Here is a 23,256-nt window from a genome sequence, read left to right on the forward strand (position 1 = left end):
AAATCAGGACATTTCCACATTGGAAATGTCCTGAAAAATTTTTAACCCTTTACGGCACCGGCTACAACGCCTTCGATGATATATTTCTGACAAGCAAAGTAGAAAATAATTATCGGAATAATACTTAGCACGATAAGCGCCATAATGGCACTTGTGTCTGTGTGACCGTAGCTGCCGTTAAGATACTGAATATGAATAGGAATGGTTTTGTAAAGCGACTTATCAAGAATAAGATAAGGGAGAAGATAGTCGTTCCAGATCCACATTGTTTCGAGAATACCAACCGAAATAAATGTCGGTTTCATAATCGGAAGAACTATGCCGAAGAAAGTTTTTAGCGGACCTGCACCGTCAACATCGGCTGCCTCTTCAATTTCAATCGGAATTGATTTTACAAACCCCGAGAACATAAATACCGCAAGACCTGCACCGAAACCGAGGTAAATTACAAGAATACCTACAGGGTTTGTGAGGTGAAGGTTGTCGGCTGTTTTTGCAAGAGTAAACATAACCATCTGGAAAGGTACTACCATTGAGAAAATGCAGAAGTAGTAGATGATTTTGCAGATAATTGAGTTTGATCTCTGTAAATACCATGCACACATTGATGTGCAGAGCAAAATCAGAAATACACCGCCAACGGTAATAAAAAGTGAGCATAAAATGGTTTTCCAAAATGGGAAGTTACCGAAGAACATACCTGTAATATAGCTCTTAAGTCCGTAAAAAGTTTCTGCATTCGGCAATGCAAACGGATACTTACTGATACCTGCATTTGTTTTAAACGAGTTCATAAGAACAATAAAAACAGGTGCAACATAAAATACAGAAATTATTGAAAAAATAACTGTGAGTATTTTCATACCCTTTGTTTGCTTTTTCTTAGGCGGCTTTTCTTTTTTAGCCTTAACTTTTGTTGCAGGAGCAACTTTAGTTGTTTCGTTAGCCATTACTGCTGCACCTCCCTCTTTCTTGTAAAGTAAAGCTGTGCAAGTGCTATAATTACAACAATTACAAAGAAGATTACAGCCTCAGCCTGTCCAACACCTCTTGAGTTCTGGTTAGCGTAGAATGTGTTGTAAATATTGAGAGCCATCATCTGTGTCTGATAAATCATTGTACCGCTTGTTTCAGATAGAACGCCCGGAGCACCGCCTGTGAGGGCAAGGTTCTGGTCAAACAATTTAAATGAGTTTGTAAGTGTAAGGAATGTACAAATTGTAATTGATGGAGCCATCATTGGAAGAGTTACATTTGTAAGTAACTGCTTTTTGTTTGCACCGTCTATTTTTGCTGCTTCATAGAGGTCGGACGGAACGCTTTGGAAACCGGCTATGTAAATAATCATCATATATCCGGCTTGCTGCCAGCACATAAGAATTATAAGTCCCCAAAAGCCGAAGTTAGCATCAAGCACAATGTTTGTGCCGAAATTCTGTAAAATACCGTCAAATATAAGTTTCCAAATGTAACCGAGAATAATACCGCCAATAAGGTTTGGCATAAAGAACACGGTTCTGAAAACATTTGAGCCTCTTATGCCAAGCGTAAGAGCATAGGCGACAAAGAAAGCGATTGCGTTAATGAGAATTACCGATACTACCACAAAAAGTGCGGTAAACCAGAATGAGCGGATAAACGATTCGTTCTGAAAAGCTTTTATGTAGTTGTCAAAACCTACCCAGGTTGCATTACTTGTTGTACGAAATTTACAGAACGAAAGGTATATGCCCTGAAAGAATGGGTATATAAAGCCGATCATAAAAGCAATAAGAGTAGGCACAACAAAAACAAGAAAATATATTTTTCTGCTGCGTTTTTTAAACATATTTTTACCTTTCTGTCAAACTTTCTGTCAAAAAAACAGGGAAGACGATGCCGCCTCCCCTGCCATACATTTTAACCTTTAATGATTAATGGATTTACGGATTAGCCGTTAGCCTTAGCGTATTCTGTAGCCCAGCCCTGTACGAATGCTGTCTTAACATCATCCCATGAGCCTGTGCCTGCTGCATACTGTGTAAGAGCTGTACCTACGCCGTTTTTCCAGTCTTCACTTGGCATTGTTGTAAAGTTCCAACTTACCGGAGTTTTGCCTGCTGCTGTGTATTCAGCATCAGCCTTTACAAATACATTTGTAGCTTCCTTAGCGTTCTTGAAAGGAATTACAAAGCCCATATTGTCAGCCATTGCAGATGTACCTGCTTCGCTTGTTACACACCAGTCTAAGAAATCAAGTGTTGCGTTGATGTCATCTTCACTTGCGTTTTTGTTTACACACCAGTAGTTCTCAGAACCTGTGCAAAGTCCCTGGTTCTCTTCGCCGTCAACACCGATGTAAATCGGGAGCATACCGAGATCGTCGTCTGTAAGACCTGCGTCCTTAATACCTGTGTATTCCCAAGTACCGTTCTGATAGAATACAGCCTCGCCTGATGTAAACTCTGTTACAGCGTCTGTAGCTGTCTTGTTTGCAAGATCAGTCGGAGCACAAGTTGAATCTGTGATGTAAAGATCAAAGATGTTCTTGTAGTTGTCAAGGTATGTACCCTTGATAGCGTCTGTTGAAGTAATGCCGTCTGCCTTGTACTCATAGTAGATTGGGAGGTTAGCAAGGTGAGTCTTGAATCTCCAGTCTGAAGATGAATCCATACCTGCCGATGTGAATGCGCCCTTAACGCCAAGGTCAGAAGCGTGAGCCTGAATTTCGTCTGCAACAGTCTTTAAAGCTGCAAAGTTGTTGAGCTTGTCAATTGATTTAATTGTTGCAAAATCAGAATCAAAATATTTCTTAAGAAGTGTCTTGTTGTAAATAATACCGTATGTTTCTACAACATAAGCAATGCCGTAAACGCTGTCGCCTTCTTTAAGAGCAAAATCCTGATTTGTTAGCTGTGAATAAAGCTGTGAATCTTTAAGGTCATAGCAATAATCTTTCCAGTTTGCAAGACCTACAGGGCCGTTTACCTGGAAGAGTGTAGGAGCGTTGTCCTTATCCATTGCAGCTGTAAGGGTTGATTCGTATGTACCCTCGGCAGCAGTTTCAACAGTAACCTTAACGCCTGTTTCTTCTGTGTACTTAGCTGCTAAAGCCTGCCAATCCTTGTCCTGCTCAGGTTTAAAGTTTAAATAATAAACCGAACCTTTTTTAGCGCCGTCTGATTTGCTACCGCTGTCGCTTGAACTTGAGTTGCCGCCGCAGCCTACGAGTGATGTTGCAGCCATGAGAGCAGCAACGGAAAGAGCAGATGCTCTTATGATTGTTGACTTTTTCATAATTTTCACCTTAATTTCAATTATTTACTCTTTGCGAGCATTGTGAAAAGCAATCCTTGCTTTTCTTCGTTATCACAAGGATAACATATTTTTGTCACAGTTGCAAGAGTTTTTTGAAAAAAGTTTAAAAAATTTATATCTGTTTTTAAAACATGGTGTTGCATAAAATGAATAATTACAAAAAATTACGGCAAGTTTTGCAGTGAAAATCTGACTTGTTTCGCCGTAATCATATCAAAACAGCATAAATAATCGGTTGAATTTACAGTTTTGTAATTTATTAATGTTAAATTACTATTGCTATAAAAGCTTATAATGTGGTAGAATTGTATTAATATCTTTTAAAAGAGAAGGTTTTTATGAACAGTTTTTCAAATAGTGCTTTTGCACGGTTTTTTACTGAATTTCCCAAATTACTGCTTGCCCAACTTATCAATGCAGTTGCGTTTGCGGCATTTACGGCGTTGTTTGTTTTGATAGGTTATCTTACGGGTTTTAACAATATTATAGTATGGTGTCTGGGAATTATTCCGTCAATGCCGTTTTTTGCAGGACTTGTTATGACGGTGCGAAAAATAGGAATTGAAAAAAAGGATGTACCGGTTGCAAAAACATTTTTCGGTACAGTTAAAGAGAATTTTAAGGCGTTTTTATTGCACGGAGTTGTTACTTACGCAATTATTGCTTGTTCGATATTTGCGTTTATGTATTATTTTTCATTGCTCGGTTCAAGTCTTGCATACGGTTCAATGCTTACCGTATATGTTCTGTTTTCGCTTATTCTTACATCTATGATGTTTTATGTGCCGATAATGTCGGTTACGTATGAACTGAAAATATCAGATATTTATAAAAATTCTTTTATACTTGTTTTCGGTAATATCCTTAAAAATATTCTTGCAATGCTTTTCTTTATTGCTGTATCGCTTGGTTTTATATTATGGATTGCCGCAGCAGAGGGAGCAATGCTGGTGATTGCAATAACAGTTGCGGTTTTATTCTATCCCTTGATAGCAACTTATGGTGTGAATGTCATAATAGCAAAGGGATTACAGGAAAATGTTGGTTCTTTTACAGGTAAAGATTTATTGGTTGATAAAGAATTTGAAGAAAAAGTAGAGAAAATAGTTGAACAGCAGGCAGTCGAAAGAGCAGACAGCAGTAATGATTATGTCTTTGTCAACGGAAAAATGATTAAGAGAGAATCAAATACTACAGACAGTAAAACAGAAAAATAATATAAAATTACGCTCCGCATAGGTTGTCGGCTGACCTGTGCGGAGTTTTGCTTTTGTACTTTTTTTAAGTGGGAATATTATGGTTTAACATAGTATTACAAAAAATATAAGACTATAACAAAGTATTTTGCTAAACCTTATTTTAACTCCTTTACTCCGATATAAAAACGGAATAAAAAAGACACCCTCATTACTTGAAGATGTCTTTTCGGAAAAATGGTATAAAATGAAAAAACTACTAACTGTTTTTAGAAATATAAATTTGCAATGCGGTTGCATCATTAACATCAATTTGTCCGTCAGCGTTATAGTCCGCCGCAAGTTTTTGCGATTCTTTTGCATCAAGTGAATTTGTGCAAATCATTTGTAAAAGAGTAACATCAAGAATTGAAAGATTGCCGTCCTCATTAATATCACCTAATAAAAATTTAGGAGGAATTAACAAATCAGTGTTTACTTTGCCAAAACCAATATCAAGTTTTTCCTGTTTGTTTTCAGGCAAAACATTAAGTTTAATAATATTTGCATCGTCAAACGGGGATTTTTTTACATCTGCAAGAAAATTTCCGTCGTTATCAACTTTCATACCATAGATGTATGCATAGTTTGAAGTATTGATTTTATTTGTAACTTGGGTTACCGTTCCGTTTGCAGTATTGTATTTGCATACAAAATTGTTAAGGTTAAAATAGATATTGCCGTTGTATTCGTCTGTACTTACAAAACTGTCGTGCCAATAGCTTAAACCGCCGTTAGTGTACCATTTATCGGAAATATCCGCTACAGGTTCTGCATAACCGGTTTCGGGATTGAAAGCAACAAGTTTTTTTGAGTTTTTACCGCTGTTGCTATTGTCTGCGGCATAAAAAAGATTATTTGAGTAACAGAATTTTGTGTTAAGATTTTTGTAATATGAGTTATCATAAGCGGTGCCGGTACAAGAATTGTTTGTTTTAAATCCGTAATGCACCGAAATATCCGACGATGTTTTAATTGCGCTGTCGCTCAACAGAAAATATTTGTGTGATACAAAACCGTATCTGTCGGGCGTAGGATCATCAAATGTAGCGTCAATATGATAATAATTTCCGCCAATTTCAGCGAGATTCCAAATATGATTCATTTGAGAGGATTCAACAATTTCGGAATTAATACCTACTTTTTCAAGCAAATAAGACATTGAGCTTGCATAGCCCTGGCAATTTGCATATCCGTTTACAATACAATCATAAACGGAAGTACGGGTATATTGTGCGTCAGGTGAATTTGAGTATTCACAGTTAAGTACAATTTCATCGTGAATTATTGCGGCTTTTTGAAAATCAGTCATATTCGGCTGAATTTTTGCAAGAATTTCATTTGTCTTGCTTTCAAGCTCGCTTCTCATTTGTACAATCTGTTCGTTTGAATATATATATGTAGGAATAACTCTTGCTACGCAAGAACCGATTGCAAGACCGTAGGTGGTTTTGCTTACATAGAAAAGGTCGGGGCTTATTTCCAATACCGTGCGCATAGCTGTTTTTATATCATTTATAGATAATTGATATTTTTCAACATCAATTTCGCTGTTCAAATTTTCCATACTGTCTATAAGGGTATTGCAAAGCTCGGAGTTTGAATTGTAAAAATCCTGATTATATGAAATATAGTTTGGGTTGCCTACAGAGGAATCGTTCACAGAGGCTGATGCGGAGATTACAAACATAGGCGCAGTAATTGCAAGTGCTGAAAAAACAGATAACATTTTGTATAAGCGACTGTGTTTTTTCATAATTACAGCCTCCTTTATTTTGAACATAGTAACTAAAAATGTTTTATTTACTATTTACATTTTAGCATAAATATAAATATATAACAAGGCAAATAAACTCACAAACTTTGCCGCTTCTTTTTATTATTATCTACAAAAGCCGCAATTTCTGTGTTGCTTTTACATAAATATTCTGTAACAAAATGTCTGATTTCCACAAATGATATTATCTTGCATACACAAGTTGCCACTTTCATATAATTTACCATAAACCATTCGGAGGGGAATTTATGAAAGGTATAGTTGAGGAACGGGCGGCAATGCTCGGCGAATATATAATAGAAAGCAAGGCAACCGTAAGAAAAGCCGCTAAAAAATTCGGAATTTCAAAGTCAACAGTACATAAAGATGTAAGCCAAAGATTAAGAAAGGTAAATCCTGCATTGTACAGAGAGGTGCGGCAAATACTCGAAACCAACAAAAGCGAAAGACATATAAGAGGCGGAATGGCAACAAAGAATAAATATTTACTTAAAAAACAGGCACAGGAGAGGGAAAAATTAAAAAATAGTGAACAAAATCAGTGAAAAGTCAATTTGTTTGCTTTACTTTTATAAACATATGATGTATAATGAAGTTTAGCATTTAATTACAAATATAGATTTTATAGTATTTTTATATACTTATTGTTTTCACTGAATATCCCGTTACAAGGAGAAGTTGAAATGAGAAAAATTCCGTTTTCGCCGCCTGATATTACACAGGCTGAAATTGACGAGGTTGTAAAGGTTTTAAAGTCGGGCTGGATTACTACAGGTCCCGAAACAAAACTTTTTGAAAGCCGTATTGCAGAATATTGCAATGTTGAGCGTGCGGCTTGCCTTTCTTCACAAACCTCTTGCGCAGAACTTACACTTCGTATTCTCGGTATCGGACCGGGCGACGAGGTAATTTTACCTGCATATACTTACACAGCTACAGCGTCTATAGTTTATCATGTCGGTGCAAAGCCCGTTATGATTGACTGCAAAAGCGGCAGCTTTGAGATGGATTATGACAAAATGGAGGCTGCCATAAATCACAACACAAAGGCAATCATTCCTGTTGACCTTGCGGGTGTTATCTGCGATTATGACAGAATTTTTGAGGCTGTTGAACGACAGAAAAGCGTGTTTAAGCCAAAGAATGAAATTCAGGAGAAATTCGGAAGAGTAATTGTTATGGCAGACGGCGCACATGCCTTTGGCGCAAGAAGAAAAGGCAAAATGTGCGGAGAAATTGCCGATTTTACAAACTTCAGTTTTCACGCAGTTAAAAATATGACTACTGCTGAGGGCGGCGCAGCCGTTCACCGTCCGCACGAATGGCTTGACGAGGACGACATATACAAGCAGTATATGCTTTTGTCACTTCACGGTCAGACAAAGGACGCTTATCAGAAGAACAAGGTAGCGTCTTGGGAATATGATGTTGTGGATACTCAATATAAATGTAATATGCCGGATGTTCTTGCGGCACTCGGTGTGGTTCAGCTGCAAAGATACGAAAAAATCCTTGAACGCCGTCACGAGCTTATCCGTGTGTATAACGAGGAATTTAAGGATTTGCCTATTCAGGTGCTTAACCATTGCGACGAAAATCACAGGAGCAGCGGTCATTTGTATTTTGTACGCTTTATCGGAAAAGATGACGAGTATCGTAACAAGTTCTACAATATGATGGCGGAAAACGGTGTTATGTGCAATGTTCACTTTAAGCCACTCCCAATGCTTTCCGCATACAAAAAGAGAGGCTTTAAGATTTCGGATTATCCGAATACCTATAATATGCATAAAAATCAGCTTACACTTCCGCTCAATACAACCATGTCGGACGATGACGCATGGTATGTTATTGAAACTTTTAAACAGTGTATTAATACTTTAAAGTAAAATTTAATGTAATTTAATAAAAACTTCCTTACAGACCGGTTAGGTTAAATTTATATCGGTTTGTAAGGGAATTTTTGTTTTAACATTTAATATATAATAATAAACTTATTGACAATGCCATTGTGGCTGCATCAATAACTTCAGACAGCACAAGCACATATTCACTTGCAAAGCCGCAGGATATTCCAAAGGTGACTGTTACAAGCGAGCAGAGAAAGGCTTTGAAAGACGCTATACTTAACGGTGAGTTTGCAAACGCAAAGCTTTCAACCGCAACAAAGAATAAGCTCAACCGGATTAACGGATAACTTGATCAGCTTACATTGCTCTATGATACAAATAGCTTTTGACTCTTTGGCGACAGAGAGCTAACCTGATTACAGCTTATCAGTTTGCTATTATTAATCAGGTTGCAGAATAAATCCCATAAAATCAGCCTCCGCTTGATTGCGGAGGCTTTTTGCTGTTAATCAGAGAAGAATTTAAGAGGTATAATTAAAAATTCAGACCAAATGTTTATAATTTTGGCATATAGCTTAGTGGTTGCCTGATTGTTACTTCGCTAAAACATTATGATGTAGCATTTTGAGCAGGGAGCATTTTACCTTGTACATCGGTTGTGTAATTGCCTTTTAACAAAATTTGGCTTATAGGCACTATTTCGTATCCCTGTGCTTTTATAGCCTCAATTACCATTGGCAGAGCTTCGGGTGTATTTGTTGCGCCGTTATGCATAAGTATAATACTGCCGTCTTTAAGTTTATTTGTTATGTTCAGGGTAATCTGATTTGGAGTAGGGTCTTTCCAATCAAGACTGTCAACATCCCACTGCACGCAGTACATATTATTAGCTTTTACCGTTTTTACCACATCGTTGTTGTAGTCACCGTAAGGAGCACGAAACAGGGTTGGGCAGTTGCCCGTTAAAGCCTTAATCTTTTCGTTGCAGGTCTGTATCTGAGTGTTCATATCATCAACCGACATTTGCGTCATATGCGGATGCGTATTGCTGTGATTGCCCACATCGTGCCCTCGCTTTGCAATTTCCTTGACTGATTCGGGGTATTTTTCCACCCAGTCGCCGACAAGGAAAAATGTTGTTTTTACATTGTATTTATCGAGAATATCAAGCAAATGCTCGGTTTGCTCGTTGCCCCATGCGGCGTCAAAAGACAGCGCTACCTGCTTTTTGTCTGTATCAACGCAGTAAATGGGGATTTCTCGCTGTGCGCTTGCGGTCTGAATTGCCTGTACGGTAGAAGTCAAAGCAATTCCGCCCGCAATTACACCAATCAGCAGACAAAATCCAATTGAAAATAAGGTTCGTTTTGTTATTATATAAAGACGCATAAAATCCCCTCCATATTGACTTTGCTTATGTCAAAGTATATGAAAGGGATTTTTATTTTATTCTATTCGTTTTTAAAATCAGTTTTCAAAATGCCACTTAATGCCGTCTTTTGTATCTTCCACAACAACTTTCATTTCTTTAAGTTTGTCACGGATAGCGTCGGCAGTTGCCCAGTCTTTGTTTTTACGAGCCTCTGTACGCTGTGCAATAAGTGACTCAACTTCTTCGTTTACAGGGCTTTCAGACTTATTCTCCTGTGCTTTTGTAAGGTCAAGAGAGAGAACCTTGTCAAATTCACCTATGAGATAAAGTTTAGTTGCGTCGCTGATATTGCCTTTTAATACGCTGTAAACGGCAGTAAGACCGAGTGAAGTGTTAAGGTCGTTGCCGAGAGCGTCATTAAATTCATTAAGATAAGGCTTGGCAGCTTCCATATCAGGCTCTCCGTCAGGAGAAAGTGTAGAAATCTTCTTAATGAGTTTGTCATAAGCGATAGCCGCATTGTCAAGACTGTCATAAGAGAAAGTAAGCGGCTTGCGGTAGTGGCTCTGCAAGCAGAACAAACGGTAAACAAGCGGATTGTAGCCCTTGCTCTCAAGCAAAGATACAGTAAGAAAATCACCCTTTGATTTACTCATTTTACCTCTTGCATCATTGAGGTGGAGTACATGGAACCAATACTTGCACCACTTGTGACCGAGGTAAGCCTCGCTCTGTGCAATTTCATTGGTGTGGTGTGGGAAAGCGTTGTCAATACCGCCACAGTGAATGTCGAGATACTCGCCGTTGTGCTTACAGCTGATAGCTGAACATTCAATATGCCAGCCCGGATAACCGACGCCCCATGGGCTTTCCCACTTAAGCTCCTGTGAGTCAAATTTTGACTTGGTAAACCAGAGAACAAAGTCCGCTTTATTACGCTTATTGTTGTCTTCTTCAACGCTGTCACGAACGCCGACAGCAAGGTCATCTTCGTTCATATTTCCGAAAACATAGTAATTATCAAGTTTTGAAGTATCAAAATATACATTGCCGCCTGCAATATAGGCATAGCCTTTTTCAAGCAGAACAGAAACCATATGAATAAACTCGTCAATGCAGTTTGTTGCAGGCTCTACAACATCAGGTCTTTTGATGTTGAGCTTTTTGCAGTCCTCAAAAAATGCGTCAGTGTAAAACTTTGCGATTTCCATAACAGTCTTGTGCTCACGCTTTGCACCTTTGAGCATTTTGTCCTCGCCTGTATCCGCATCGCTTGAAAGGTGGCCGACATCGGTGATATTCATAACACGCTTAACATCATATCCCGCAAAACGAAGGTACTTTTCAAGCACATCTTCCATAATATAAGTTCTAAGGTTGCCGATGTGGGCAAAGTGGTAAACAGTAGGGCCGCAGGTGTACATATTAACCTTGCCTGCTGTATGAGGTATAAATTCCTGTTTTGTCTGTCCCAATGAATTGTATAAAATCATTTTACTGCTCCTTTACTTTTTGCTTTCCTTTTCTGCCTTTAGAGCGTCAATTTCTTTTTGTAGATCTGTAATTTTTTGTTCCAGACTGCAAAGTGCAAGTGCGACAGGGTCTGAAACATGAATCTGGTCGAGAGTTTCGCTGCGTATTCCGTTGATTTTCACCACACGGGCAGGTACACCTACCGCTGTGGCATTCGGCGGAATTTCGCTCAATACTACCGCACCTGCGGCAATTCGTGCGTTATCTCCGACTTTAAACGGGCCGAGTACCTTTGCACCCGAACCTACAAGCACATTGTTGCCGAGTGTAGGGTGTCGTTTTCCCGTATCTTTACCTGTACCGCCGAGGGTTACATTCTGATAAATTGTGCAGTTGTCGCCGATGATAGTTGTTTCACCGATAACTACGCCCATACCGTGGTCAATAAATAATCCCTTGCCTATGGTAGCTCCCGGGTGTATTTCTATTCCTGTTTTATGCCTGCTGCGCTGTGAAATCCAGCGGGCAATAAACTTCATATTGTGCCTTAAAAACCAATTAGCCTTACGGTGAGAGCGCACAGCCTTAAAACCCGAGTATAAAAAGAATACTTCGGCTCGGTTTCTTGCGGCAGGGTCACGCTCCATAACGGCGTCAAGGTCGGCCTTTAGTGTTTTAAACAAAGTATCACATCCGATGTGGTGTTGATTTTTTACATGTCTGCTATAAACTGCTTGTTCTGAACAATATAAATTACGCCCGAAACAAGAGCCATAATTGTTGAAATCCAAATAAGGCAAAGTGAAACTACTGTAAATATGCCTTGGAGATACAAAATTGTATCAACGGAAAATGCAGATTTTACGGTAAATAATTCAATTAAAAACTGCATTAACAGTACGGCAATAATAGCTACAAGCTGGGTTACGGTTTTGATTTTGCCGAAAATATTTGCGGCAACGACTTTGCCTTTTGAGGCGGCAACAAGGCGGATAGAGGTTACTGAAAATTCTCTGAAAAGTACGATAATAACTGCGATGCAGTCGCACCAACCTGTTTGCACAAAGCAAAGCAATGCGCTTAATACAAGAATTTTGTCTGCAAGCGGGTCTGCAAACTTGCCGAAATCGGTTACAAGTCCTCTGCTTCTTGCGATTTTACCGTCAAACATATCTGTAAAAGTTGCCACAACAAAAATTACAAGGGCAACTGCTGTGTGAAAAGGAAAATTTATTAACAAGGATGCCACGAAGAACGGCACAAGTATTATTCTGCTTAAAGTAAGTTTGTTCGGTAAATTCATAATTGCCCTCTGATCTCCTTTTGACACCATTATATTATATGCCGATGTCGGTTATATGTAAATAAAATTATTCTGCCAATTCGCCGATTGGGTCACAATCCGTACAATCTGTAATCTTAACCTTTACAAAACTGCCGGGCTGTGGTTTGGTGCCGTTTGCGGTAAAGAATACACATCCGTCAATTTCAGGTGCGTCGGCATAGGTTCTGCCGTAGAAACATTCCGCAATTCTGTCATAACCTTCTACAAGCACCTCAATTTCTTTGCCGATGAGGCTTTCGCAGTATTCTGCCATAACGCTCTGCTGATGTTCCATAATAATATCGGCTCTGTGTTGTTTGATTTCATCGTCAATCTGGTCGGGAAAACTTGCCGCAGGTGTGCCTTCTTCTGCCGAGTAGGCAAAGCAACCCAGGCGCTGGAATTTAATTTCAGCGGCAAACTCCGCAAGTTCCTCAAACTGTTCGTCGGTTTCGCCCGGGAAACCTGTAATAAATGTTGAACGAAGAATAATATCGGGTACTTTTGCTCTTAACTTGTTAAGTAATGCGGTAAGACTTTCACGATTGCCGTGTCTGTTCATTCTCTTTAAAATGTTGCCGTCGCAATGCTGGAGCGGTAAATCTATGTAATTAACAAGTTTTTCTTCCTCTGCAAAGGTGTCGATAAGTTCATCTGTAAGTCTGTCCGGATAGCAATAAAGCACTCTTATCCATTTTAATCCGTCAATTTTACAGAGTCTTTTTAAAAGTTTTGCAAGGTAAGGCTCACCGAAAAGGTCTTCACCGTAGCGTGTTGTATCTTGAGCAATAACAATAATCTCTTTTACGCCGTCTTTGGCAAGCTGTTCTGCTTCTTCAACAACCGCATCGGGTTGGCGGCTTCTGAATTTACCTCTAATCATAGGAATTGCGCAGTATGTACAACGGTTGTCGCAGCCCTCCGCAATTTTGAGATAAGCGGTGTAGGGAGGAGTTGACTGTATTCTTCTGCCCTCAAGACATAAAAGCTGTTTGTCGGGAAATTCCTCGATTTTTTCTTTATGTTCTGTATTATCCGAAAGCAACTCGGCTACAACATCCGCAATTTGAGAGTTAGCGCCGATTCCGAGTGCTGCGTCAACTTCGTAAAGCTGACGGGTGATTTCGTTTTTATAGCGCTCTGCAAGACAACCTGTTACAATAATGGCTTTGATTTTGCCCTCTTGCTTTAGCTTGCCAAGCTCTATAATTTCGTTAATGCTTTCCTGTTTTGCCGATTCAATAAATCCGCAGGTGTTTACAATAACCGCATCTGCGTCTGCGGGGTCGTTTACTAATTCAAAACCCTTGCTTTTTAATGTAAAAAGCAGCATTTCAGCGTCAACCTGATTTTTAGGGCAACCGAGTGATACAATACCAACTTTAGAACTCATCTGTTTCATCCTCATTATATTCCGAAAGAACGCTTTTTATGTCGTCCCAGCGGTAACCGAGCCTTTGCAGTGCGGCAACAGCTCTTCTTTTTACCTTTTCATCGGATAGATTCCTATATTTTTTCTCAATAACCGCTCTTATTTGTTCGTGAACATCAATATCAAGTTCATCACATAACTGTTCGGCGGTTTCTTTATCAATGCCCTTTCTTGTAAGTTCAAAGGCAATGCCACGCTTTGACATATGCTTGGAGTTGAGCAGTTTTTCGGCATAGTGTCTTGCAAAACGCTCGTCATCCACAAGGCCGAGCTCTTCCATTCTGTCAACAGCTTTCTGTGCAGAATCTTCGTCTGCCGTACGGCGGATTTTATCCTCAAGCTCTTTTTTTGAATGTTCTCTGTACGACAACAGCCAAAGAGCTTTTTCTTTTGCACGCCTTTCATTGCTTAGTTTTATAATTTCGTGCAAATCTTCGTCGTCTATCTCTCTGCCGACATCAAAGCGGTTTTCAATCAGCGTTTGTGTGTCGAGAGAAACGGCAAATTCGCCGTCAATATAAACAGCGCTAAGCCTTTTTCTGCGTGGTTTGATTTCTGTAATTTTCATTATTCGTCAACAAGCACATCAATGTTTGCGCTGTTTGCATTTTCTGCAGGAGCGTCGGCGGGCTTTTTAGCGTTGGCAACTTCGGTTATCTTTGCCTTTGCGCCCTTTTTGGCAGGAGAGCTTGCCGCAACAACCTTGTCTATATTTGCCATAAGCTTATCTTCAATTTCTTTTGAAAGTTCTTTGTCGTTTTCAAGAAGTTCCTTTACATTATCTCTGCCTTGTCCGAGGCGCTTGCCGTCATAGCTGAACCATGCGCCTGCTTTCTGAACAACATCTGCCTTTACTGCGAGGTCAAGCAATTCGCCTGTTCTTGAAATACCCTTGCCGTACATAATGTCAAACTCTGCCTCTCTGAACGGCGGTGCAAGTTTGTTCTTAACGACTTTTGCTTTTGTGTGTGCACCTATCATTTCGCCGTTTTGCTTAAGAACTTCCTGCTTACGAATATCTATTCTTACCGAGCTGTAGAACTTAAGCGCTCTGCCGCCCGTGGTAACTTCCGGGTTGCCGTAAACAACGCCGACTTTTTCACGCAGCTGGTTGATAAAGATAGCTACGCAGTTGCTCTTGTTGATTGCGCCCGCAAGTTTTCTTAATGCCTGTGACATAAGTCTTGCGTGTAAGCCTACATGGCTGTCGCCCATTTCACCTTCGATTTCAGCCTTTGGCACAAGAGCGGCAACCGAGTCGATAACGATTACATCAATAGCGCCGCTTCGGATAAGTGCTTCTGCAATTTCAAGTGCGTCCTCACCTGTGTCAGGCTGTGAAACGAGGAGGGAGTCAACATCTACTCCGAGTGCAGCAGCGTAGGTAGGGTCAAGTGCGTGCTCAACATCTATAAAGGCAACATTACCGTTGTTTTTCTGTCCCTCTGCAATGCAGTGGAGTGAAAGCGTGGTTTTACCCGAAGATTCCGGGCCGTAAATTTCAACGATTCTGCCTCGTGGAAGACCACCGATACCGAGTGCGATGTCAAGTGTGAGAGAACCTGTTGAAATGTGGTCAACATTCATATGTTTATTTTCGCCAAGGCGCATAACCGCACCTTTACCGAATTGCTTTTCTATTTGAGTAAGCGCAGTTTGCAGCGCTTTTTCCTTATCTAAAGCCATTATTAAGTACCTCCCGTATATGCAGGTTAAATTTTAGTTAATCCGTTTGATTACTTGTATATTATAAGATATCGTCATAAAAAATGCAATAAGTATAGGACTAAAAAATCGAACTAATTTTCTATTTTTGGAGCAAAGTCCCAATTATAGCCCTTTGAATACCGCCGAAGTCTATACTTTCGGTGATTCCGCCAAAGCCGTTGTCTGCCAAAATACGGCTTACCTCGTCATATTGACCTTCTCCAAGCTCAAAAGCAAGCGCACCGCCTGCTTTAAGTTTTGATTTCCATAAAGGAACAATTCTTCGGTAAAAGTCCAGACCGCTTTCGCCGCCGTCAAGTGCCATTGCAGGTTCGTGTTGAACTTCTTTCTGTAATGATGCAATATCGGCAGTTTTGATATACGGGGGATTTGATACTATGAGATCAAGACTGTTATCGGCAATGTCTTTGTGACATTCAAAAATGTCGCCGTTCAGGGCGTTTACCGCAGAATTGTTTAATTTAATGTTTTGTGTAAGATACGAAAAAGCCTTGTCACTTAGTTCTACCGCTGTTACTTTGCAGTTTGCATATTTTTCAAGCGCAAGGGAAATAGCGCCGCTGCCTGCACAAAGGTCAATTACATTCGGACTTTCTTTGCATGATAAGTAATCTATGCAAAGCGAAGTAACTACCTCTGTGTCATCTCTCGGAACAAGAACACCCTCACCCACAAGCAAGTCAATTCCCATAAAACTCCACTTTCCAAGGAGATACTGCAGCGGTTCGTGATTAAGGCGTTTTTCTGTCAGCTCGGCAAGAACCGCAAGCTTTTCTTCGCTTGCAACAGTTTCTTCGCCCTTTGTAATGAGCGCAAGACGGTTAAACCCGAAAACTTTTTCCGTAAGGCACAAAGCCTCAAAGGCAGGAGCTTCAAACCCTGCCTCTGTTAAAATGTCTTTAGTTTTTCTGTAAGCCTCGCCGACAGTCATAATAAAGCCTCGCAATTATTTGTTGTTAATAATATCTGTGCCGTCATCGGGGATAACAGCTTTCATAGCCTCAATGGCAACTTCAATCATCTTGTCATCAGGCTCTTTTGTTGTAATTCTCTGTGCCCAAAGTCCCGGAGCGGCGATAACTCTTGTAAAAGCATTGTCGTGTTTGCCGCAAATTTTAATAAGTTCGTATCCAATACCGCAGGAAACGGGGAGGAGAAGAATTTTAAATACAGGTCTTAAAAATCCGATGCCGAACGGAGCAACGGGAATAAAAAGACCGATTATAATGCCTACAATAAGCATAAGCACCATAAAACTTGTTCCGCATCTGGGGTGGAAACGAATCTGTTTTCTTACATTCTCAACGGTAAGCTCTTCTTCGTTTTCGTAGCAGAAAATAGTTTTGTGCTCTGCACCGTGGTACATAAATACACGCTTCATTTCTGTCATTTGTGAACATAATACAATGTATCCGAGGAAGAGGGCTATCTTTAATACACCCTCAAAAACTGATTTCCAGAAAATAGCGCCCTCGCCGTCACCCTGAAAGACGGGTATGACATTTGCCGTAAGGTCAAACAGGAAAGACGGTAGAAAGAAGAACAGACCGACCGCAAGTGCCACACCCAATATTGAAGCAAACACCATTACTACTTTAACAAGTTTGTCACCGAATTTTTCGTCAAGCCATTTTTCAAACTTGCTCGGTTCTTCTTCTTCCACTTCGCCCGCTTCAACTGCTTTGTCAGCGGAAAGCATAAGCGATTTATAAGAAAGTCGCATTGAATCAATAAGTCCTGCTATTCCTCGTAAAATCGGCAATTTAAAAAGTTTGCATTTTTCGGGAATAGTGGTCATTTTTATGTCTTCGCTGTAAATTTCGTTTTCGCCTGTTCTTACGCATACGGTAGTACGCTTAGGTCCACGCATCATAATACCTTCAATAAGAGCACTGCCGCCTATTGAAGTGATTTTTTTTGTACTGACTTTTCTCATCGCACAATCCTTTCGTTTATAGTTTTACATTTTCTGTTTGCGGCTGATCCTCGTCACCCTCTTTGTAGATAGGGAAGGTAAGAGTAACTGTTGTGCCAACGCCCTCTCCGCTTTCGATGTCAAGAGAGCCGTGGTGCAGATTCATAATTTCGTCTGCAACTGCAAGACCGATTCCCGAGCCTCGTACCGTCTGATTTGCCTTATAGAACTTTTCTTTAACCTTTGGCAAGTCTTCGGCAGGTATTCCGCAGCCGGTGTCGGTAACTATAATTTTTATAATGTCGGGGTCATCCTTACTGTAAATAACCTGTGCCGCAACCACACCGCCCTTTGGTGTGTACTTAAGTGCGTTGTCAATTACATTGAGGAAAACCTGCTTAAGTCTGTTGCTGTCACCGTAAACAGGCGGATACATTGCGTCCATAGGTTCGTCATAGAGTAAATGCTTGCCCTCGTTTACGGCTCTGTCCTTTAGCATATATACGGTTTCGTCAAATTCGGCAAGAATATCGAGTTTCTCTTTGTTAAGCACCATTCTGCCACTCTGAATACGGCTGAAATCAAGGAGTTCTTCAACTATGCTTGTAAGTCTGGCACTTTCTTTTATAATAACGCCCATACCTTTGTCAAAGGTGCGCCTGTCGAGTTTGCCTTTTTCGTTGAGCTGCATGGTTTCTGCCCAGCCTTTTATTGCCGTGAGCGGGGTTCTTAATTCGTGAGATACTCTTGAAATAAAATCGTTTTTAGTCTGTTCGGTAGTTTGCAAATCCTTTGCCATATCCGATATAGCGTCACAAAGGTCGCCGATTTCGTCATCGTACTTATGCTCGATTTTTTCGGAGGCGGAAAAGTCGCCCTGCGCAATCTGACCGGCTATAAGTGAAAGTTCGCCTATCGGTTTAACAATGGAGCGGATAAACATAAGTCCCGACAAAAATACAAGCGCCATTATTGCAAGACCGCCCGCAACGCAAAGAACAGAAATAAATAAGATTCTTGAGTGCACGGGTTCCATAGACACGATGTATCTTACGGCACCGAGCATAACGCCGTTTGAATTGCTGATAATGCGGGTTTCGCTCATTGCTCTTTCTCCGGAGAGAAGTTTGCCGTTCCATACGGCGTAACCGTCCGAGTTGTTTTGAGCGTCCTGAAAATCAGGCATTTGAGTTTTATCCGACGGGGTAAAACCCGTGGAAGTCATTATTACTCTGCCCGATGAATTTATTACAATAACTTCCATTTGCTCTTTACGGTCAAAGTTTTCAACATATTCACGGGCAGATGAATTAAAACTTGTTGTGTTGTCGCTCTCGTAGTCTGAAAATACAAGCGACAATTCATTGCCTGCCGAAGAAAGTGTTTGTTCAACACTGCTTTGGTAAACATATGTAATAACAAAGATAAGGCTGACAACGATCAGAACTATTATTGTAAATATAACGCTCAATGTGTTTAACATCCAGCGTTTTGTAATACCCTTAAACATTACGCTGTCGCCCTCCTTAAAGGTGTTTCCTTAAGTTCAGGCGTTCCACTTGTAGCCAAGTCCCCATACGGTGATAATGTACTTAGGATTAGACGGCTCGTCTTCAACTTTCATTCTAAGTCTTCTGATGTTTACATCAACGATTTTGTCCTCGCCGACATAAGCGTCACCCCAAACATGGTTTAAAATGTCCATTCTGTCGAGGGCAGTACCCGGATTAGAGAAAAAGTATTCCATAATCTGAAATTCAACCTGTGTAAGTTCAATCATCTTACCGTTTTTCATAAGTGCACGGTTTCTTAAGTTAAGTGTAAATTCGCCGCTTTTAAGCTCTTCTTTGAAGTTGTTTTCGGCGTGTGACTGTGCAAGTGCCACTCTTCTGTAAAGGGAGTCAACTCTTGCGAGCAATTCGCTTGGTGAAAAAGGCTTTGAAACATAATCGTCCGCACCGAGCATAAGACCTGTTACCTTATCCATCTCCTGTGTTTTTGCGGAAAGCATAATAATGCCGATACCGCCGTTGCGGCTTCTAAGCTCCTTACAAACCTGAAAACCGTCAATACCCGGCATCATAACATCAAGAATGGCAACATCAAAGTCGCCGTTGTGTTCTTCGTATTTTTGAAGTGCAGCCTCGCCGCAGTCAGCCTCGACTACATCATAGCCTGCTCTTGTAAGGTTGATAACGACAAAGTCACGAATTGCAGCCTCGTCCTCACAAACAAGAATTTTTTTCATAATAAACCTCCGTAATGTGTTTTATCCAAAAAAATTATATATTATTAACTGTCATCAGTGAAAAAGCTGTTTTTATATCATCTTCGCTGATTGAAAGTGATGTTTCTTCGTTTACATCCGCAAAAGCGTATGCTGTGCTTTCGTTCTTATATATTAATGTATAAGCGTCACTGTCCTCGCCGACATCCCATTGCTCAAGTTTAAAAGCTCTGATTTCAAATACTTTTTGTCCTAAGTTGTCGGAATCCCATTCAAAAAAGCTCATAGCCCGTTTTTCACTGTCAAGTCTGACGGTATATGTACCGTCTGCCCAGCTTTCGGGAACGGTAAAGCTGTAGCCGTTTTGGTAATCGGGAATTTGGTCGGATAAGTGATTTAAAATTTCACTCTGCGGATAAAAACTGTTCCAGCTTATTTTATCCGCAACAGCCGATTTATCTTCATCGCTTGTTGAAGGTAATTTGTCAACGACAGGAATTTCCGTAACGGAATCGTTGTTTATATCCGTACAGATTATATCGGCAGAGCGTTGAGTAATATTTTTATCTTTTTCTTTATAAAGAGGATTTCTCAAAACCGAAAGTTCGGTATTAAAATAAATAATCTGTGTGACGGTATCATCATTGGCAAAACAACCGTCAACTATAAGCACATTTTGTCCATTTTCGGCAGCTGTTACCGTAATATTTTTAAATCTTGTAATATTCGGGTCCATTTTTACGCTTGCCTTTGAGTAAAGACAGTTGCGTTCCTCGCTGTAAACAAGCATATTTGCTGTTGCGTCATTTTCTGTGGTATATAGTGACAGCAGCATTACTTCGTTTACACCGTCACTGTCAAAATCGGAGCAGTAAAAACTTGAATAACTGCTTTCAACCGTAAGCCTGTTTGTCTTGCCGTTTGAGTATGAGTGGCAGGCAAGATTATTAATGCTTGAGTTATATGTAGTATAGCCCGAAAGAATCTCAAGCGTACCGCTGCCCGTTACATCGGCAAAGTCAACGCAGTCAACATCGGTTGCGTCTAAGGCGCAGTTTTCGGAGAGCTTCCATTCGTCATTTGCGCAGTACATTACAAGCATATGCACTTCCGCTTTGGTTTCGTTAGGAGTGCGGTAAAAAGCAATTGCTTCGTCGGTACCGTCATTGTCAAGGTCTTTCATAACTATGGCACTGCGGTAGTTGCCCGACTTAGGATATTTTAAGGTGTATCCGCTGCCTGCGGTGTCGGCAATAAGCTGTTCGATTTCCGCCTCGTCACCGACGGTTTTCGGAGGGCGGATAAGGTTGTCTGTTCCTATGTCTGCACCGTCACAGCCGCTTGCGGAAATTGCAAACGCACACAACAGTGCGGCGGAAATAACCGCTTTGACTTTCATATCCGTCCCTCCTTTATAAAAAGTTAAAATTAATCGTGCTTTACAACAGCTCTTAAATACTTTATTTTTATACCCTCGGCAGAAAACATTTTTTCGTGCTCGGTTTCAATATTGTCTGTAACATCGCTGTTGTGCAGGTCGTATGTTTTGTAGATGATTTCGTAACCGCTCTGCTCAAAATATTCAAGACTGTCCGCAAAAAGTGCGTCGTCGTCGGTCTTAAATCGAATTTCGGCATTTTCGTCAAGAAAATTTTTGTACATTTCAAGTTTCTTGGGAAATGTAAGTCTTCTCTTGTTATGCTTTGGACGAGGCCACGGGTTGCAGAAATTAATAAACATACCCTTGATTTTATCGTCCTTTGTAATTATTTTATCAATTTGCTCTACATTGTAGTTTACAAGCAAAAGATTTGTAATATCGGCGTCTGTTTTGCCCTCGTTCTTGAAAATTTCAACAATGTTTCGTCTGCCGACGCCGAGCATATCAATTTTAATGTCAACCGCAATAATATTTTTATCCTGATTTTTAACGGCAAACTGTCCTGCAAACCCGCCTTTGCCGCAGCCTATTTCAAGGTAAAGAGGAAGTCCGTTGTTAAAAGTTTCGTTCCATTTGCCTGCGTGTTCTTCAGGATTTTTTACAAAAAAATCGCAAACCGCAAGTTCAGGCTCTGCCCATTTTTTCTTTCTGATTCTCATAATGTAAAATTATGCACTTAATGTGCATCTCCTCATAAATATTCATCATACTATTATATCAAATTATTACAGATATTGCAACGAATATTTAATAAATAATACATTGCTTAAATGTATTTAATCTTATCGTTACATACTTCCGATTTTGTAAAGCAGGTGTTACCGAATCTTTCAGAAAGTTTACGGCAAAGCGGAGATATTACAATATCTTCGGTTTTAAAATGTCCTGCGTCAACAATTGAAATTCCGAGTTCATTTGCAAGCAGAATTTCGTGGTGTTTTATTTCACCTGTAAGCAGAACATCGCCTCCCTCATAAAATGCACTTTCCACATTGGAACCGCCTGCTCCCGATGATACTGCGACTTTGTGAATCTCGTTTTTTACATTAGTGTATCTCAGTCCGCTGCAATTGAGATTTGTTTTTACGGTTTTTGCAAAACTTTCAATATCCGTGTCGAGTTCGCCCATAAAAAGACATTCGCCGCTTTTGCAAAGCCTTGTGTTTTTAAGTCCCACTGCGTTTGCAAGGCAAAGGTTTACACCGAAACTTTCGGATAAATCAAGGTTTGTGTGCATACAAACGGCAGAAATGCTTTTTTCCGCAAGACGGTAGGGAACAGAGGAGGAATCAAGTTTTTTTATTGCATTAAAAATAACGGGGTGATGACTTATGATAAGCTCTGCGCCGAGCCTATCTGCTTCGTCAACGACCTCGTTTGTTATGTCAAGAGCAACAAGCACACGGCTTACAGGTTTGTTTTTACTGCCTATAAGCAGACCGCAGTTGTCAAAATCCATAGCGGTATCAACGGGTGCAAATTCCTCAAAAAATTCAAGTATATCTTTTATTGTAGTCATCAGAGCATCTCCCTTAGCTTTTTTGCGATTTCAGCGTAACGGGCATCGCCCTTTGCCTGTTTTTCAAGTTTTGTTATTTGCTTTTCTGTAAAAAGCCTGTGTGTGGATTTTACGGATGGCTGCAGCTTTGCACAATACAGCTCGGTTTGCGTGTATTCGCGTTTTTTGCCGCTGTAGCATACAAGAAGTACTGTGTAGCATTTGCCTGCGGCGGTACAGCAGTCCTGTTTTAAAATTTCAAAACCGTTGTCAAAAAGGTATTTAATCAAAACTTCACTTTTGGTCATAGGCTGTAGAATAAAGTGCTTTTCACTGTTTTTTGTATATGTACAGCTGTCAAGAATGGCTGCGATAAGTTCCCCACCCATACCTGCAATTACAAAATCGTCAGCTTCGTTTTCGCCGATATTTTCAAGACCGTTTGAAAGCCTTGTGGAAATGAGGTGTTCGGCATTGAAATTCATTATTGCCGCCTGACCTCTTGAAAGCGGGTCGGGGTTAATGTCGGCGGCAATAGCAGACGGACAGGTGCCGTTAAGGCACAGCCACAGCGGAAGATAGGCGTGGTCTGTGCCAATATCGGCAAGCCTTGCGTTTTGCCTTACAAAATCCGCACACATTCTAAGCCTTTGGTCAAGAGATATTTTATTTTGCAAATTAATCAAT

At 40.3% G+C, this 23,256-nt stretch carries 23 protein-coding genes; 4 read left to right on the forward strand and 19 right to left on the reverse strand.

Features of this window, described 5'->3' with window-relative positions; genetic code table 11:
- Positions 1–41: 41 nt before the first annotated feature.
- From I2E21_RS08715 to I2E21_RS08725, 3 genes are all read right to left on the reverse strand, one after another.
- The gene (locus I2E21_RS08715; RefSeq protein WP_186935951.1) at positions 42–863 is read right to left on the reverse strand and encodes a carbohydrate ABC transporter permease; all 822 of its coding nucleotides are present in this window, start codon (positions 861–863) and stop codon (positions 42–44) included.
- Between the two features lie 86 nt (positions 864–949).
- A complete protein-coding gene (locus I2E21_RS08720) occupies positions 950–1,828 on the reverse strand; it encodes a sugar ABC transporter permease (RefSeq protein WP_022235036.1) in 879 nt (292 codons plus the stop codon).
- A 101-nt stretch (positions 1,829–1,929) separates the two neighbouring features.
- A complete protein-coding gene (locus tag I2E21_RS08725; RefSeq protein WP_022235035.1) occupies positions 1,930–3,276 on the reverse strand; it encodes an ABC transporter substrate-binding protein in 1,347 nt (448 codons plus the stop codon).
- Positions 3,277–3,635: 359 nt separating this feature from the next.
- Here I2E21_RS08725 and I2E21_RS08730 point away from each other — a divergent pair, with 359 nt between their 5' ends.
- Positions 3,636–4,514, forward strand: coding sequence for a DUF624 domain-containing protein (locus tag I2E21_RS08730; RefSeq protein ID WP_195411078.1), 879 nt, complete (start codon positions 3,636–3,638; stop codon positions 4,512–4,514).
- Positions 4,515–4,752: 238 nt separating this feature from the next.
- On the opposite strand, the gene I2E21_RS08735 is transcribed toward I2E21_RS08730, so the two are convergent.
- Positions 4,753–6,288: a dockerin type I repeat-containing protein gene (locus I2E21_RS08735; RefSeq protein ID WP_195411079.1), complete on the reverse strand. Its 1,536-nt coding sequence runs from the start codon at positions 6,286–6,288 to the stop codon at positions 4,753–4,755.
- Positions 6,289–6,557: 269 nt separating this feature from the next.
- Between I2E21_RS08735 and spoIIID the strand changes: the two genes are divergently transcribed.
- The 3 genes from spoIIID to I2E21_RS08750 all read left to right on the forward strand — a co-directional run bounded on the left by spoIIID (position 6,558) and on the right by I2E21_RS08750 (position 8,506).
- Complete coding sequence (gene spoIIID, locus I2E21_RS08740) at positions 6,558–6,854, forward strand: sporulation transcriptional regulator SpoIIID (protein ID WP_022235032.1); 297 nt, start codon at positions 6,558–6,560, stop codon at positions 6,852–6,854.
- Positions 6,855–6,992: 138 nt separating this feature from the next.
- Entirely contained in the window at positions 6,993–8,198 is a 1,206-nt protein-coding gene (locus I2E21_RS08745) for a DegT/DnrJ/EryC1/StrS aminotransferase family protein (RefSeq protein WP_186935678.1), read from the forward strand.
- A gap of 122 nt (positions 8,199–8,320) precedes the next feature.
- Complete coding sequence (locus I2E21_RS08750) at positions 8,321–8,506, forward strand: hypothetical protein (RefSeq protein ID WP_195411080.1); 186 nt, start codon at positions 8,321–8,323, stop codon at positions 8,504–8,506.
- Positions 8,507–8,768: 262 nt separating this feature from the next.
- Here I2E21_RS08750 and I2E21_RS08755 read toward each other — a convergent pair whose 3' ends face one another.
- From I2E21_RS08755 to I2E21_RS08825, 15 genes are all read right to left on the reverse strand, one after another.
- Positions 8,769–9,548 carry a polysaccharide deacetylase family protein gene (locus I2E21_RS08755; protein ID WP_195411081.1) on the reverse strand — a complete coding sequence of 260 codons (780 nt, stop codon included), beginning with the start codon at positions 9,546–9,548 and terminating at the stop codon, positions 8,769–8,771.
- A gap of 78 nt (positions 9,549–9,626) precedes the next feature.
- A complete protein-coding gene (gene cysS / locus I2E21_RS08760; protein ID WP_195411082.1) occupies positions 9,627–11,024 on the reverse strand; it encodes a cysteine--tRNA ligase in 1,398 nt (465 codons plus the stop codon).
- 12 nt (positions 11,025–11,036) lie between these two features.
- A complete protein-coding gene (gene epsC, locus I2E21_RS08765; RefSeq protein WP_022235027.1) occupies positions 11,037–11,687 on the reverse strand; it encodes a serine O-acetyltransferase EpsC in 651 nt (216 codons plus the stop codon).
- 29 nt (positions 11,688–11,716) lie between these two features.
- On the reverse strand, positions 11,717–12,307 hold the full coding sequence (gene pgsA, locus I2E21_RS08770) for a CDP-diacylglycerol--glycerol-3-phosphate 3-phosphatidyltransferase (protein ID WP_195411083.1): 591 nt from the start codon (positions 12,305–12,307) through the stop codon (positions 11,717–11,719).
- Positions 12,308–12,374: 67 nt separating this feature from the next.
- Positions 12,375–13,721, reverse strand: coding sequence for a 30S ribosomal protein S12 methylthiotransferase RimO (rimO, locus tag I2E21_RS08775; RefSeq protein ID WP_195411084.1), 1,347 nt, complete (start codon positions 13,719–13,721; stop codon positions 12,375–12,377).
- Positions 13,711–14,328, reverse strand: a complete 618-nt coding sequence (locus I2E21_RS08780; RefSeq protein WP_195411085.1) for a regulatory protein RecX — start codon at positions 14,326–14,328, stop codon at positions 13,711–13,713. Before I2E21_RS08780 ends, rimO begins: the two co-directional genes overlap by 11 nt.
- The gene (gene recA, locus I2E21_RS08785; protein ID WP_178586275.1) at positions 14,328–15,446 is read right to left on the reverse strand and encodes a recombinase RecA; all 1,119 of its coding nucleotides are present in this window, start codon (positions 15,444–15,446) and stop codon (positions 14,328–14,330) included. Before recA ends, I2E21_RS08780 begins: the two co-directional genes overlap by 1 nt.
- Positions 15,447–15,567: 121 nt before the next feature.
- A complete protein-coding gene (gene prmC, locus I2E21_RS08790) occupies positions 15,568–16,419 on the reverse strand; it encodes a peptide chain release factor N(5)-glutamine methyltransferase (RefSeq protein ID WP_022235022.1) in 852 nt (283 codons plus the stop codon).
- A gap of 15 nt (positions 16,420–16,434) precedes the next feature.
- On the reverse strand, positions 16,435–17,424 hold the full coding sequence (locus I2E21_RS08795) for a DUF1385 domain-containing protein (RefSeq protein WP_195411086.1): 990 nt from the start codon (positions 17,422–17,424) through the stop codon (positions 16,435–16,437).
- Positions 17,425–17,440: 16 nt separating this feature from the next.
- A complete protein-coding gene (locus I2E21_RS08800; protein ID WP_022235020.1) occupies positions 17,441–18,913 on the reverse strand; it encodes a HAMP domain-containing sensor histidine kinase in 1,473 nt (490 codons plus the stop codon).
- Between the two features lie 36 nt (positions 18,914–18,949).
- A complete protein-coding gene (locus tag I2E21_RS08805; RefSeq protein WP_022235019.1) occupies positions 18,950–19,651 on the reverse strand; it encodes a response regulator transcription factor in 702 nt (233 codons plus the stop codon).
- A 34-nt stretch (positions 19,652–19,685) separates the two neighbouring features.
- On the reverse strand, positions 19,686–21,029 hold the full coding sequence (locus tag I2E21_RS08810) for a hypothetical protein (protein WP_195411087.1): 1,344 nt from the start codon (positions 21,027–21,029) through the stop codon (positions 19,686–19,688).
- Between the two features lie 29 nt (positions 21,030–21,058).
- Entirely contained in the window at positions 21,059–21,730 is a 672-nt protein-coding gene (gene trmB, locus I2E21_RS08815) for a tRNA (guanosine(46)-N7)-methyltransferase TrmB (protein WP_195411088.1), read from the reverse strand.
- Positions 21,731–21,837: 107 nt separating this feature from the next.
- On the reverse strand, positions 21,838–22,590 hold the full coding sequence (locus I2E21_RS08820; protein WP_195411089.1) for a Nif3-like dinuclear metal center hexameric protein: 753 nt from the start codon (positions 22,588–22,590) through the stop codon (positions 21,838–21,840).
- The gene (locus tag I2E21_RS08825) at positions 22,590–23,246 is read right to left on the reverse strand and encodes a class I SAM-dependent methyltransferase (protein WP_195411090.1); all 657 of its coding nucleotides are present in this window, start codon (positions 23,244–23,246) and stop codon (positions 22,590–22,592) included. The genes I2E21_RS08820 and I2E21_RS08825 overlap by 1 nt, the downstream gene beginning before the upstream one ends.
- Positions 23,247–23,256 lie beyond the last annotated feature (10 nt).

The sequence above is a fragment of the Ruminococcus sp. BSD2780120874_150323_B10 genome, assembly GCF_015553695.1.
In the GTDB taxonomy this organism is placed as follows: Bacteria; Bacillota; Clostridia; order Oscillospirales; family Acutalibacteraceae; genus Ruminococcoides; species Ruminococcoides intestinale_A.

Bases quoted from the DNA above. Each gene is read 5' to 3' on its own strand.
- I2E21_RS08800 (WP_022235020.1), bottom strand. From the start codon at position 18,913: ATGTTTAAGGGTATTACAAAACGCTGGATGTTAAACACATTGAGCGTT.
- prmC (WP_022235022.1), bottom strand. From the start codon at position 16,419: ATGACTGTCGGCGAGGCTTACAGAAAAACTAAAGACATTTTAACAGAG.
- recA (WP_178586275.1), bottom strand. From the start codon at position 15,446: ATGGCTTTAGATAAGGAAAAAGCGCTGCAAACTGCGCTTACTCAAATA.
- I2E21_RS08810 (WP_195411087.1), bottom strand. From the start codon at position 21,029: ATGAAAGTCAAAGCGGTTATTTCCGCCGCACTGTTGTGTGCGTTTGCA.
- I2E21_RS08780 (WP_195411085.1), bottom strand. From the start codon at position 14,328: ATGAAAATTACAGAAATCAAACCACGCAGAAAAAGGCTTAGCGCTGTT.
- I2E21_RS08755 (WP_195411081.1), bottom strand. From the start codon at position 9,548: ATGCGTCTTTATATAATAACAAAACGAACCTTATTTTCAATTGGATTT.
- trmB (WP_195411088.1), bottom strand. From the start codon at position 21,730: ATGAGAATCAGAAAGAAAAAATGGGCAGAGCCTGAACTTGCGGTTTGC.
- I2E21_RS08725 (WP_022235035.1), bottom strand. From the start codon at position 3,276: ATGAAAAAGTCAACAATCATAAGAGCATCTGCTCTTTCCGTTGCTGCT.
- I2E21_RS08805 (WP_022235019.1), bottom strand. From the start codon at position 19,651: ATGAAAAAAATTCTTGTTTGTGAGGACGAGGCTGCAATTCGTGACTTT.
- rimO (WP_195411084.1), bottom strand. From the start codon at position 13,721: ATGAGTTCTAAAGTTGGTATTGTATCACTCGGTTGCCCTAAAAATCAG.
- I2E21_RS08715 (WP_186935951.1), bottom strand. From the start codon at position 863: ATGAAAATACTCACAGTTATTTTTTCAATAATTTCTGTATTTTATGTT.
- I2E21_RS08745 (WP_186935678.1), top strand. From the start codon at position 6,993: ATGAGAAAAATTCCGTTTTCGCCGCCTGATATTACACAGGCTGAAATT.
- I2E21_RS08735 (WP_195411079.1), bottom strand. From the start codon at position 6,288: ATGAAAAAACACAGTCGCTTATACAAAATGTTATCTGTTTTTTCAGCA.
- spoIIID (WP_022235032.1), top strand. From the start codon at position 6,558: ATGAAAGGTATAGTTGAGGAACGGGCGGCAATGCTCGGCGAATATATA.
- I2E21_RS08730 (WP_195411078.1), top strand. From the start codon at position 3,636: ATGAACAGTTTTTCAAATAGTGCTTTTGCACGGTTTTTTACTGAATTT.
- I2E21_RS08720 (WP_022235036.1), bottom strand. From the start codon at position 1,828: ATGTTTAAAAAACGCAGCAGAAAAATATATTTTCTTGTTTTTGTTGTG.
- pgsA (WP_195411083.1), bottom strand. From the start codon at position 12,307: ATGAATTTACCGAACAAACTTACTTTAAGCAGAATAATACTTGTGCCG.
- I2E21_RS08820 (WP_195411089.1), bottom strand. From the start codon at position 22,590: ATGACTACAATAAAAGATATACTTGAATTTTTTGAGGAATTTGCACCC.
- cysS (WP_195411082.1), bottom strand. From the start codon at position 11,024: ATGATTTTATACAATTCATTGGGACAGACAAAACAGGAATTTATACCT.
- I2E21_RS08795 (WP_195411086.1), bottom strand. From the start codon at position 17,424: ATGAGAAAAGTCAGTACAAAAAAAATCACTTCAATAGGCGGCAGTGCT.